Genomic DNA, 12,893 nt, shown 5'->3' with positions numbered 1-12,893 from the left:
AACAGTTCCACTAGGGTGCGGTTTCCAGACGGGTGTCCGTCACGCGAAATCGAGGTTCACGACTGCGCGCAGGGGCTACTCCTCGAGTTGCGGTCCTTTCTTCCATGCGATGCGAGCGCCCAGGATCGCGGCGAGGATGGCAAGCGCGAAAATGACATATTCCCAGGCGTGAGCGCTGTGGTAGAAGTGCATCGCCGCCTGGTAGGCGGGGTCCGACTCCACGTCCTCCCAGGCCCGTCCATCGGCTTTGAAGGCGACCAGAAACCATTCGTAGTCCGGGTAGGCGAGCTTCAGTATCACCTCCAGGATTTCCTTGGTCGCCACAAAGAAACCGATTGCACCCGCGATGGCCCGCGTCCATTTCCACTGGCTTTCGCGCTCTTCGGCAAGGACGTGACCAGCCTCGGCAACGTCCAGAGAAAGCTCGTGGAGCATGCGGTCGAGGTCCAGCGCCTCGCGCCAGGCACGGTGGATGCGGTTGTGGTGGCCGATATCGCTTACATGAGAGAAGCGGAAGAAGAGCCGGAACTTGGCCAGTTCGTAGCGCAGGTGGTTGGCGCGTTCGTGATCTTCCCCGGGGCGTGAGCGGTTCGGGATGAAGGCGCAGTCCTGCGTCAGATGCAGCAACTGGAGATACTCGTGGTAGGCCACCAGCGCCAGCGGTAGGTAGGTCGGGGTCGCACCGGTGGAGATGAACTGCTTCAGGAATTCCGGCTCGCCGCTGCGTGTGACCACCGCGGCGCCCTGGGTTGCGAAGGCATGCACGACGTTGTCGAACGTGCGTACCGCGCCGCCCCCGACGTCCTCGGCCGCCAGTGCGTAATCGGTGGTGAAGCGCCGGCTCAGGCGGTAGGCGGCGGCGGGCAAGGCCTCGAGCGGGGTCTCGGCGGCACACTGAACCGCGGAAAAGGTGAAGATCCTGCCGTGGTCGGTCGGCCCAAGTTCCTCGATGAGGCCAAAGCCGCTGTTGCCGGGGCCGGCTTCGAGCGCGCCATCGGCGTTTGCGGCCTTGTCGAAGCCGACAAGCGCACGGGCCAGTTGTTGCAGGCTCACGGGCGGCATGTCGGTTTCGAGCAGGACGGGCGTCCTGACCGTGCTGCGCCCGACTGCGCGTGCGAGGCGCCGGGGCTTCAGGCAGCCCTCGCTGGCCGGCGTCGTCAGTTCGGCCTCGGTTGCCTTGCGCAGGCCGAACTTCTGCCCCTCGTCGATGACGCACAGCTCGCCTTGCTCTAGATCCTCCAGGCACGGCCGGGCCTCGCTGCAGACGGGGGCGAGCGCCTGCCCCCGATCCGCGGCATGACCGAGGGCATACAGCGCCTCTTCGACCAGCGGGAGTGGCAGCGGCGTGTTTTCGTTGGTGCCGTCAACGAAGCGCAGGCCCAGATTGAGCAGCACGATGCCGCTCGCCGGGCGATAGAGGGTGATTGCCTCGGGAACAACGCACAAGCGCTCGACCAGCTCGGGCGGGATGCCCTGCGCCTTCAGTCGCGCGTGCGCCGTGACGCCCAGCGCGAGTGCGAAGAGGCCTGGTAGCGCGCCGCGTTCGCACTGCAAAGGCAGATCGCCGTTGTAGGCCGCACGAACGAAGTCGTGGACCTTCGATGCGCCGGCGCCGTGGAGAATGCGATCGACTGCCGGCGCCAGGTCCTGGTGGAGCGCATTGCGGGCCGTGCCGGCATCGATCTGCCGCCACAGCGCATGCTTCTTCGAGGCCGCCTCGCGCGCAGAGTCGAGCCGCTGGCGCAGATCGCCGTCGGTGCGGGACTCAAGCCACCGGCCGTAGGCCCGCGCGCTGACGCTCAGCGCGTCGCTGTCCGCCACCGTTGCCTGAGCGACCCTGAAGCGTCGGCAGAGCGATGGCGCATGGCGCCACAGTTGGCGAAGCAGCGCACGCTTGCCGTGGTGGCAGCTGTGGACCAGCCGGCTGCGCAGGTCTTCTCCGGGCGATCTCTCGCTCGGCGCCGGCAGGAGGCGGTAGCCGAATATGAAATTGATCCTGTGCCCATCGACGCGGATATCGTGCCCTGGCTGGGCCTGGCTGGACGAAGACAATGGTGGGCTCCACGAGATTGCGCGGGAGGGCGCTGTCGCTTGGACAGGCGGTTCCCGAGGGGGCTGGTTTCAGGATGGATGGCATATGTTATGGGGCGATGTGCTCTTCGGGTAGGTCGACCGTGCTCAAATGGCCGCCTTTTCCACAACCTGTATCAAGAAAAAACACCCTGCCGCCCAACGCACCATGCACGACCAGCGGGGCATCGGTGGATCGAATGTCGTGCCCCACGATTGCCGTCGTGCCCGCTGGCAGTTGATCGACCCAGTCATAGGTGCGAATCGGTCGCTCCTGCCCGGGTGCCAGCCGGCCCTCGCCGTACAGCGCCAGCCAGCGCACCCTGTCCCGGATGCGGCGCGGCATGTCGGCCGGCGGCGCGTCAAGCCCGATCATGAGCGGATCGACGGCGCCGTGGGCGAGCACGTAATGTCCGACGTTCAGCCATAGTGGCGCTGCCTGGTACGCCGCGACAAAGCGCCGGGCCAGTGCCGCGCCGCCCGCCTCGGCGATGGACGCGAGCGTTGTCGTCAGCATCTCGGACGGTGTGACCGGATTGCCTATCAGGTGCCGATAGAGTCGATCGTCGTGGTTGCTCCTGACCAGCGTGGCGCGTCCCGACGCGATCAGATCCAGCGCGATACCAAGCGTCCGGCCCGACTCCGGGCCGTAGTCCACCAGGTCGCCGAGCAACACGAGGTGGCGGTCGGGTGCGACATCGGCCGCCCGTAGCAGCGCCTCGGCCTCCCCATGCACGTCGGCGATCACGCGCAGGCGCTGCAGCGGCGTATGCACATCATGCTCCGGCCGGCTCATTCAGTCGCCCCTCGGCATCAGCTTGAAGGCCAGCAAAAAGGCGACGGCGGCGGCCAGGCCGGCGATCATCAGACCGCCGCGGCGCATCTGCGGCGCCTGCAGCGCGCATTCGCGGATCTGCCTGGTCAGCGTGCACGTGCTTGCAATCTGCTCGCGCCAGGTAAATCCTGAATCGTCACGGATGTCGAAGATGCCGGGCGGCGCAGAGGGTGCATCTGTCGCCTTGGGTGTTGTCGAGTTCGCAAGCGGTTTCGCCCGTGTAAAGCCATTGTTGCAGAGTGCTGCAAAGGCTTCGGCGAAGGGTTTGCCGTCGAGCCGCTGGTCCTGGAAGGCCAGGTCGAGGCGACGTCCGAGCTGTCCGTCAGTAGGCTCGAGCTGACCCGAGGCCATCGCAATCTGTTCGCTCGGGCACTCGAGTTCGACGGCCACATCGGTGATGCTCAGAATGGTCACAAAGGTAGCTGTCGCCGCGGCGAGCGCCGAGAACCACGACCAATACCGCCGCTTGCGATTCTCGTTGGCCGCTTCGAGCCGCTCGATGCGCTGCCGGATGACCCGCTCGGCCTCCACCACGTCACGGGCCAGGTCGGCCTCGATGACGTTCAGCCCAAGGTTTTCCCGCCACAGGTGGAGCACCTCGTTGTGGTGCGCCATGTGGCTGATCTTGGCAAAACGAAAGAACAGCCTGAACCGGGCCAACGATTCCACCAGGCCATTCAGATGTCGCTCGTCGTGCTCGCTGGCCGGAACGCTCGGCAGAATCGCGGATTCCTGCACAAGCTCGAGCAGGTAGAGATATTCGTGGAAGCAGATCTCGCCGATGGGACGGTAGGCACGGGCGAACGCGTCTGCGAGAAAGGACTTTAGAAATTCCGTACCGTCGTTCAACACCACCAGGCTGGCCCCCTGGGTCGCCACCGAGTGATGAACCGTCGAGAACGGCGAAAACACGTGCGCGTCGATCTCCGCAGTCGTTGGTTGGTAGCGCTTGTCGAAATGGCGTGCCAGGCGAAAGCCGAGTTCCCGCGCAGGTGCGCTGAGCCCGTCCGTGATCGTGCAGGGTTCAGGCAGGTCCAGCCGGACCGCCGTGTAGGTGAAGAGCCGCATGCGGCTGTACGGCGCGGCCGGGGCTGTTGCCTTCGAGGTGCCGCTCTCCGGCGCCAACCCGGTCGGACCGCTTTCCAGCGGGCACTGTTCACCGAGCGGCCAGATCGCTTTGCCCATGGGTGGCAGCAGCGCCAGCAGCCAGTCGAGCAGGTGGCTTCGGGCTGGCAGCACTTCAAACAGCGCGAGCGTGCCGTCGGGATTCTCGTGCAGCAGACGATATGCGGCGGCCGGGTCGGATTTCTGGCAGGGCATGCCGATGTTGTCCGCGCCGGGCGACTTGCCCGCATCGGCGCGAAGGACGTGATCGATCCTTTCCTCTTCCTTCTTTCCCTTTCCCTGCTTTCTTGCGTCGGCTGTCGCCTTTGCAGCGCCATCGTCGGCCAGTGTGCCTGCGGATTGCGGGCGTCTTGGGGGCGGGGCCACGAGCGTGACGAGTTGTTCCAGCGTGGCTTTGCTGTGGGCCGTCTCCCCGGGCGACGAATGGCGCTGGACCGCGATGGCGCGATAGAACAGCGCGGTCGGCCGGCCCTTGTCGTTGCGCGCCAGGGCGAGTGTTACCACATCCATTTCTGCCGGGACCTTCGCCAGGCGGCCATTGCTCACGTCGCGCCACAGCAGGTCGCCGCCGGCGACGTCTTCGGTCACGGTGGCGTGCAGGTACCCGGCATGGCGCACCAGGTTGGTCTTGCCCTTCTCCTTTGCCTGCGAGAGCGAGTGGATCGCGCGCAGAAACCCCTCGTGCGTCAGCGCCTTGTCGCCACAGCCATCGGCCAGCGACAGCGAGAGGTTCAACACCCCGATGCCGGACCCATGAAGCCGCACCCAGGCATCGTCCAGGGTGAGGGCCGGTGGCGCGCCATCGAAGCCGCGCGCCTGCAGGTACAAGCGGAGCTGACCAAAGATGTCCACCGCCCGCGGCCCGGCCAGCCCGCCACCGGCTGTTGCCGGACGTCGCTCGGCGCGTGCAATCTCGAAGCTGCGATAGCCGGCGCCCTGCTCGAGCGTGTCGTTCTCGAGGATGCGTGCGGCTACCGGGTACAGGTCGCCGCTCAGGGTCTGGCGGGGTCTCTCGGTCGCGCCCGCAGCGCCCGGCTGCTGCCAGATCGGGGCCGCGCCTTCGGCCGGGCATGCTCTTCCGGCGAGCGCAGCCAGCGCCGCGATTTCGATGCTGCCGAGGCGCGACTCGATGTTGCAAGGCGCGTGGTGTGCCGCGGTGTCGGCGGCGCCATCACAGGGGAAGCGATCGAATCGGAACGGTAGCTGGAATACCACCGCGTTGTCGGCAATCAGGGGGAGCGCCATCGTTGGTCAGTTCCTTTTTTCCGGGTGCTCTGCGTCGTGGGGCGGCGCGTCCGCTTCGACAAACCAGCCCTTGTCCACGCTCAGGTGGTGCACCGGCAGGTCGCTCATCAGTGGCTCGTCGTCGAGCATTTCGACCTGCCCCTGCTTGAGTCTCAGGGTGGCGGCGAACAGGGCGCCGCCAAAGAGCACCGTCGCCCTGGTCTCGAAACTACCGTCTTCATTGCGGTGCGGCGCCAGTGGCAGGAGATGTGCCGCCAGGTCTTGCCGGGCTGCCCGCGTGGCTGCGGTGCTCCAGGGCAGGTCCTCCGGGGTCTCGACAATGCGAAAGACGCCGTCCTGCGCGCTGAGCTGATTGCAGAAGAGTCTGAGATAGTCCGCCGCAGAAGCCGCGTCCTCAAGGCGGCACCAGCCTTGTCCCGAGGCGAAATGAAGCGGTGCCGCGGTGCCATCCAGGTGTAGCGTGGCATCGCGATGCGCCAGCAATGCCGCACTGCGTGGGCGGCCCTGCTCGTCCGTGCAGTGCAGGCGGATCAGCCATGCGTGCGGCAGCGAGCAAATTTCATGGGCATGTGCGCGACTGGCCTGAGGGATGTCCAGGCTTCTGCCGACACTCTGCCTGAGCGTATCCAGCATCGCCGTGGGGATGTCCGGGACGTCGGCTGCCAGCGATGCGAGCTGATCTGCCGGCAGTGGCGGAAACCACCATGCGCCGCGCACTGAGGTTGACGGCGCGAGCGCCTCCGCATGCTCGAGATCCCGAGTCATTTCTTCTGCACGATCACAGGCCCCGTAGGCGCGCGCGCGGTTCCTGAGTGCCTTGGCCAGGTCGTTGCGCCAGGCGGGCGGGCAGTGCTCGCCGAGGGCCTCGACCAAGGTTAGACCGATGTCGATGGCGGCGTCGTAGTCGGCGATGGCGGCGAGCGCTCCGTGGCCCGGTGCGTCCTGTCTGGCGACGCCGCGATTCATGTAGGCGGCGGCGAGGTCGTTGCGCCAGGCCGGCGGGCAGTGCTCGCCGAGGGCCTCGACCAGGGTTAGGCGGATGTCGATGGCGTCGTCGTAGTCGGCGATGGCGGTGAGTGCCCCGTGGCCGGGTGCATTGTATTTGGCGTTGCCGCGATTCATGTAGGCGGCGGCGAGGTCGTTGCGCCAGGCGGGCGGGCAGCGCTCGCCGAGGGCCTCGACCAGGGTTAGGCGGATGTCGATGGCGGCGTCGTAGTCGGCAATGGCGGTGAGTGCCCCGTGGCCCGGCGCATGCTGTCTGGCGTTGCCGCAATTCACATAGGCGGCGGCGAGGTCGTTGTGCCAGGCGGGCGGGCAGCGCTCGCCGAGGGCCTTGAGCAGGGCCTGGAGGATGTCGATCGCGGCGTCGTAGTCGGCGATGGCGGCGAGTGCCCCCTGGCCCGGCGCATGCTGTCTGGCGTTGCCGCGATTCACATAGGCGGCGGCCAGGTTGTTGCGCCAGGCGGGCGGGCAGTGCTCGCCGAGGGCCTCGAGCAGGGTTAGGCGGATGTCGATGGCGGCGTCGTAGTCGGCGATGGCGGCGAGCGCCCCGTGGCCCGGCGCGTGCTGTCTGGCGTTGCCGCGATTCATGTAGGCGGCGGCGAGGTCGTTGCGCCAGGCGGGCGGGCAGCGCTCGCCGAGGGCGTCGACCAGGGTTAGGCAGATGTCGATGGCGGCGTCGTAGTCGGCGATGGCGGTGAGTGCCCCGTGGCCCGGCGCATCCTGTCTGGCGTTGCCGCGATTCAGGCAGGCGTTGGCGAGGTCGTTGCGCCAGGCGGGCGGGCAGTGCTCGCCGAGGGCCTCGACGAGGGTGCGGAGGATGTCGATGGCGGCGTCGTAGTCGGCAATGGCGGCGAGCGCCCCGTGGCCCGGGGTGTTCCGTCTGGCGACGCCGCGATTCACATATGCGGCGGCGAGGGCGTCGCGCCAGGCCGGCGGGCAGTGCTCGCCTGACGCGTCGATGTACGCACCGATGCTATCCACCAACTCATCCAGTTCCTGGATGGCAAGCTGGTGTTGCCCGAGTGCGGCGAGTGCGTTGGTGCGCGAGATGCGCATCCGCTCGACGATGAGCGGTGTCTCGTCATCGGGCCGGGAGGCGGGCGCCGGGTCGATAGATGCGATGCTGGCGGAATACGCGCGGATCGCCTCGATGTTGTGGCTGGCCTCGGCGCTCGCATCCGCAAGCTGAGCGACCCGCTTGAACAGCGCATCCTCGTGCGCCGTGGCCGCAGCAAGGCGCGTGTATCGGCTGCGATGCCAGGCCGCCTGCACGAGCGGCGCGAGCGGGGCTTCGTCCATGTTCGCGGCAAGTTGCCCGAAGCGTTGCCGGTGCGCCGATTCGATGGCTGCCGGGTGTGCGCCGGCCAGGCTCTCCATCAGGTCGCGCACCCCGAGCCCAACCTTCGAGAAGCGCTCGTTGCCCGGCCGATAGGTTGCCAGCAGCGGGCGCAGCTGGATGAGCAGCTTGAGCAGCGTGTAGGTCGGCTCCGGCAGGTCGAGTGCGCCGGCCAGCTCCGCCAGGCTGATGCCGGAGAAGTCCGGCAGCGGGATGAAACGCGCCACCTCGGCCAACTCGGCCTGGTAGGCACGCTCTTCAGCGGCCAACAGGCACAGCACGCGGATGATGTCCTGCCAGGGGCTGCGGGCACGGGCGGTGGCGTTCGCGGGGGTGGCCGGCTCGAGCAGGCGGTGCAGCTCGCTCAGGTAGTGGGTGTAGAGCTGTTCGCCCCTGGGCAGGGCGTCGACGCGTGTTGCCGGCACGATGCCGTCCTCGAGCAGCCGGACGATGTGCTCCAGATAACCGAAGCGGCCCATGGCCCGCTCGAGCAGGGTCGGCAGCAGGCGCTCGGGGCGGTAGGCGAGCAGGCTCTCGAGATGCGCTTCCAGCCCCGGGGTTCGGGCCGAGGCGGCGTGGGGTGCTCCGCGCTGCGGCTGCATGGCGAGCCCGGCGCGCCAGCGCTCGAGCAGCTCGGCCTGGCGCCACGACCTGGGGAGCCGTGTGACGATGAGCGCGAAGTCGTCCTTGAGCGCGCCCGCGTGGATGGCCCCGGCCAGGGTGCCCGCGAGGCGATACGCCTCGGCCTTGACCCGATGGGTGAGTCGCTGCTCGTAGAGGGTTTCGAGCAGCGTCCGGTAGGCGCGGGTGAGCGGGTCGGCAGAAGCCGCGTCGGCGAGCATGCGATCGGGGTGGATCGTCAAGTGCAGGCCAGCGCTGCGCGCTTCGCGAAGCGTCGCGCCATCGAGCCGGCGTTCCAGGGCCTCGACCACCGGCGCGATCGCGCCACACTCCGGCGCCGGACGGCTGGTGAGTACGAGGTAGCAGTCATCGGGCAGTACCTCGAGCAGCGCGCCGGCATCGAGGCACGCACCCAGGCCGTCGTCGGCCGCATCCGCCGGCAACTCGTCCAGCCCGTCGATGGCAATGACCAGCCCCAGGCGCTCGTTGCGGGCGTAGGCCTGCAACTCGCCCAGGCGCAGGGCCAATGCCCCGGTCCAGCTGCCCACGCCGGGTCTCCCGTCACGCCCGCTGCGAAGCGTCCTGATGTCGACGGGGTTCTTGTCCGGTTTGATGCCGATGCCGCCCGCGTCCCGGGGCGCCTCGAGCACATCGCGATCGAGGAAGTTCTCGAAGTGATCCAGCGAACCGAGCACGCCGCGTTTGGCGGCGAAAGACTTGACCACCCAGCGGGTGATGTCGGGCCGGCCCGGCGGGTTTGCCTGTAGCCAGTTTTCCAGATTGGCGGCAAACACGCTCTTGCCGACCATGGCCGGGGCGCTGAGCAAGACGAGGCCCTTGCCGTGCTGGCTCAGATACGCCTGCACCGGCTCGAACAGATAGCGTGGTGGCAGGTAGCGGGTCTCTTCGAGTGCATGGACCATCCATTGCTGGAAGTCGGAGGAGATGGCGTCCTGATGAACGCCGTCGGTCTGGCTCAGATCACCCAGGTCCAGATGCTTGAGCAGCGCGCCCAGATCCTCCGCCTCATGGTGATGAGGGCTCATGCGGTGGCCGGCCAGGTGATCGAGCAGGTAGAAGATGCCGCCCTCACCACGGGCCGCGAAACTGTCGAAGAGGAACACGTCGCGCCGGGCGCAGTGCAGGCAACGGCGCTGGGCAATGAGCGGTGCAAGCTCCAGCGATGCACCGCGCAGCGGATCGACCAGGCTCAGCGGCGCGACCTCGTCGGCATGGTGGCGGGTGTCTTGGTCGTGGCGCGCGCGAATCATCTGCCAGCCCAGCCAGGGCGTGCCCTCGGCCGGGTCGGTGAGGTGCAGGTCATCGAAGTCGGCCAGGCCGGCTTCGGCAAACCGGGCCAGTGCGCCCAGATGCGGCGCGAAGCCTTCGACCTGCTCGAGCTGGTCGTAGCCCAGGGCGCCGTGGCCCTTGGTCGCATTGCGGTGCGCGATCATCGCGGAGAACGCGTCAGGGAAGCTCCCCTTGCCGCTGCCGGCCCAGAAGCGCGCGGGATCGACCAACTGCGGCAGCGCGAGCAGGGTGCGATGCTCGCTGCCCAGGCGGACCAGGGTGGCGGTCCACAGGTTGGTCCAGGCCCCGCCTGAGAGTGTCTTGAGGATGCCTTGGCGCACCCGCTTCCGTGTGGCCGCTTCGCCATGTTGCAGCAGGTCCGCCGCCAGGGCCAGGCTGAGGAACTTGAGCGTCATCTCGTAGCAGTCGTCCAGCTGCCACAGCACGGTGATGGGGCTGCCGTGCAAGAGTTCTTCGTGCAGGCGATGAAACTCGTGGGCGAGCGGTGCGGGCCACCGCAGGGCGACTGCCGCCAGCGCGGGTCCGCAGGTGGCGGCCAGTTCATTCAGGCGGCGCCGGGCGGGTACCGCATTGCGTCCGGCATAGCTCGCGAGGGCCGTGGCGGCAGCGTCGTCCGGTCGATGAGCGGACGCGAGAAAGTCGTGCATCAGCTCACCGAAGCGCGACACCGAATCCTGCGCGATGCCGGCTTCGCCGAGCAGCAGCAGGCACTCGTCATCCAGGCTCGTCACGCCTTCGTCCTCGAGCAGCCGCAGGCAGGTGTTGATGCGCTTGTCTTCAAGCGCACCGTGGCTCGTGAGGTATTGGCGCAGGTGAGGCAGCATCGGCGTTTTCCGTTATGTTGGCGTGTCAGGGGCGGTTCAATCGCCGACCTTGAGTGCGTCTTCCGTGGGGCCCGCCCAGTAGAGCGGGTGGGCAACGGGGAAGGGGATGGGCTCCAGCTGCAGCGGGTGGTCTGCTTTGGATGTGCTCATCCGTCTCTCCAGCCGGTCGCGGTCATTGGCCGATGCGTTAGCGTTTGCGCGCTTCGCGCGCCAGCAGGCGGTTGAGCAGCGCATCGGGGCCGGTGTCGGGCAGCGGGTGTGCTGTGCCTTCCTTTCCGTTTGTCTTCTCTGCCCAGCTCTGGCCGCGGCTGAAATATTTTCCCATCGGGTGTGGCCGCGGCATGACACTGCCGTGGTCGCTGTAATAGGGGTTTTCGTCGTAGAGACCGATGAAGGGTTCGTCCTTGAGGTAGTTCGGGACACGTGCGACCACCGCGTCGTCGCCGGCGAGCTGCAGCACCATTTCATCCTCGCGCAGGTCGAGGACGGCTTCGGGGGTGTCGAAGCCGGTCATTTCTGCGATATCGCGTGAGGCGTTCATGTTGAGTGCACCGAAGCACTGCAGGACGCGACAGTTGTTGACCATGGTCTTCCAGTCGTGGGGATAGAGCATTTGCAGCTGGCTCTTGTCCTGCCAGAAGCTCCAGGTCTGGAGCCCGTAGCCACGCAGCAGGGTGATGGCCTGCCGCAGTTGCGGCAAGGCGCCGAGTTGGGCCGCTTCGTCAAGGATGAACAGCGTGGATCGCTCCGGTTTGCGCCGCCGGCGCGTGACTGCGCCGATCAAGGTCGAAATCCACAGGCGCAGCACGCGGCCGTGGGATTCGAGCATGTGGGGCGGCAGGACGAGGTAGATGGAGAGCGGGTCGCCACGGGTGACCGCGTCGAGCGAGAAGCTGGTGCTGCCGGTGGCTTGCGCGAGGACCGGGCCGCGCAGGAAGTCGGTGAGTTCCTGCGCAAACGATGCGATGCTGCCGAAGGTTTCCCGCGCCGGCACCAGAATGCTGCCGGCGATGCGCCGGACTTCGGGGTGGAGGCTTTCGGCGAGTATCTGCAGGAGGCCGCTGTGGCCGTTGCCGGGCTGCGGGTTGCCGGCGGTGACGGTCTGGGCGATGAGGGCTCGAACGGTATCGAAGTTGCGCCGCTCCGGGGGCTCGACGATCAGTGTGTGCAGCACCAGCGCGGTGACGAGGTGCTTCGCCCGGCCGACCCAGAACTGATCGCGGGGCGCTGTGCCATGGCTGTGCCAGAGCGTCTCGACGATGGCTGCGACGTCGTCGATGGCCATGGGCGATTCGACGTCCACGAGGTCGAGCGGGTTGAGACTGGCGGATTCGAAACCGGTGATGCCCATCGGGTCGATGACGATGACCTCGTGCCCCATCTCGCGGCGCCGCCTGGCCGTGACCGCGACGTTCTCGCCCTTGGGGTCGATGACGATGACGGGGCCGTCATGAAGAAGGAGGGCCGGGATGATGCAGCCGACGCCCTTGCCGGCGCCCGTCGGAGCGAGGGTGATGAGGTGCCCCTCGCGCGATAGCTGGATCGGGTCGACGTAGCCGGTCTTGGGCGATTTTTCGGGCTCGCCGTAATGGAAACCGATGGCCCGGTGCGGGTGTTCGTGCTCGAGCGACCATCCGACCAGGAGTCCGGGGTTCGGCAGGGTCTCGGGCAGCTTGAGCGCCGAGAGGTTGATGCTGGGTGTGCGAAGTGCCATGGCCGGTTTCTTCCCCCTCAGGAGTGCGCGTACGGTTCGGCGTGGATTACTCGGAAGCTGCCGTGCAGTTCTTCGCGGCAGACGTAGGCAGGGCAGATCGGGGTGTCGCCATTCATCTCGACATGGCCCGACGGGAGCAGCTGCAACTCGGCGCGGAAGAGGTCGCCGCGGTAGACCATGGTGACGCTGGCGCTGACTTGCTGCTTGTCCCGTTTGATCCGGAAGGGCGAGATGCCCTTGTTGAAATCCTTGAAGAGTCTGGAACGCTTGCTCGCGGGGAGATCGACCTCCTCGAGCGATCCGACGACCCGGAATCGTTCGCCGTCTCCCGCCATGGCGTTGCAGAACAGGTAGCAGTATTCGGCGACCTGGGTGTCGTTCGGAGGCCACGTCAATGCGGCCGCGGCCGCCTGATGAACCGGCCTGGACGTCCAGTCGATCACCAGAAGTCGCTCTCCCGGCCCGAGTAGCAAGGCCTGGTAGCCGGTTTCGTCACTCCCCAGCACTGCCTCGAGCTCGATCAGGGCCCAGCCGGGAAGGGCGCTGAGCGCGAGTATGCGCCCCCGCTGGAACATGACCCGGCTGGCTGTAAGGGGCGAGATACCGTTTTCGGCCTCGAAGCTTGTCAGGCGCCCAACGACGGCACAGGTATCGGCGAGTGACAAGGTACGCCAGCTGCCTGGAATGAGCGGCCGGATGGGCCAGCCAGGCTCGGCGTCCTGAGGTACGACGGGAGATCGCTTTGTCATGTTGGTGGCTCTGGAGAGGTCAGTGGAAAAAATGCTGTGCTGCAATACCATAAGAATATCG

The 12,893-nt window shown here is 67.1% G+C and carries 6 protein-coding genes; all 6 read right to left on the bottom strand.

What is annotated here, in order from left to right:
• Positions 1–75: 75 nt before the first annotated feature.
• The 6 genes from GQB03_RS07255 to GQB03_RS07230 all read right to left on the bottom strand — a co-directional run bounded on the left by GQB03_RS07255 (position 76) and on the right by GQB03_RS07230 (position 12,832).
• The gene (locus GQB03_RS07255; RefSeq protein ID WP_159686687.1) at positions 76–2,052 is read right to left on the bottom strand and encodes a hypothetical protein; all 1,977 of its coding nucleotides are present in this window, start codon (positions 2,050–2,052) and stop codon (positions 76–78) included.
• A gap of 88 nt (positions 2,053–2,140) precedes the next feature.
• The gene (locus GQB03_RS07250) at positions 2,141–2,866 is read right to left on the bottom strand and encodes a metallophosphoesterase (RefSeq protein WP_159686685.1); all 726 of its coding nucleotides are present in this window, start codon (positions 2,864–2,866) and stop codon (positions 2,141–2,143) included.
• Entirely contained in the window at positions 2,867–5,275 is a 2,409-nt protein-coding gene (locus GQB03_RS07245) for a hypothetical protein (RefSeq protein WP_159686682.1), read from the bottom strand.
• A gap of 6 nt (positions 5,276–5,281) precedes the next feature.
• A complete protein-coding gene (locus GQB03_RS07240) occupies positions 5,282–10,369 on the bottom strand; it encodes a hypothetical protein (RefSeq protein ID WP_159686681.1) in 5,088 nt (1,695 codons plus the stop codon).
• Between the two features lie 187 nt (positions 10,370–10,556).
• Positions 10,557–12,083: a type IV secretory system conjugative DNA transfer family protein gene (locus GQB03_RS07235; RefSeq protein WP_159686678.1), complete on the bottom strand. Its 1,527-nt coding sequence runs from the start codon at positions 12,081–12,083 to the stop codon at positions 10,557–10,559.
• A 17-nt stretch (positions 12,084–12,100) separates the two neighbouring features.
• Positions 12,101–12,832, bottom strand: coding sequence for a hypothetical protein (locus GQB03_RS07230; protein WP_159686676.1), 732 nt, complete (start codon positions 12,830–12,832; stop codon positions 12,101–12,103).
• Between the last annotated feature and the right edge of the window lie 61 nt (positions 12,833–12,893).

The sequence above is a fragment of the Cognatazoarcus halotolerans genome (assembly GCF_009800965.1).
In the GTDB taxonomy this organism is placed as follows: Bacteria; Pseudomonadota; Gammaproteobacteria; order Burkholderiales; family Rhodocyclaceae; genus Cognatazoarcus; species Cognatazoarcus halotolerans.
Note: the sequence above shows the minus strand (reverse complement) of the source record. Positions and strands in the feature narration are given on the sequence as shown.

Excerpts from the sequence above, each read along its gene's own strand:
- GQB03_RS07245 (WP_159686682.1), bottom strand. The coding sequence starts at position 5,275 with ATGGCGCTCCCCCTGATTGCCGACAACGCGGTGGTATTCCAGCTACCG.
- GQB03_RS07235 (WP_159686678.1), bottom strand. The coding sequence starts at position 12,083 with ATGGCACTTCGCACACCCAGCATCAACCTCTCGGCGCTCAAGCTGCCC.
- GQB03_RS07250 (WP_159686685.1), bottom strand. The coding sequence starts at position 2,866 with ATGAGCCGGCCGGAGCATGATGTGCATACGCCGCTGCAGCGCCTGCGC.
- GQB03_RS07240 (WP_159686681.1), bottom strand. The coding sequence starts at position 10,369 with ATGCTGCCTCACCTGCGCCAATACCTCACGAGCCACGGTGCGCTTGAA.
- GQB03_RS07230 (WP_159686676.1), bottom strand. The coding sequence starts at position 12,832 with ATGACAAAGCGATCTCCCGTCGTACCTCAGGACGCCGAGCCTGGCTGG.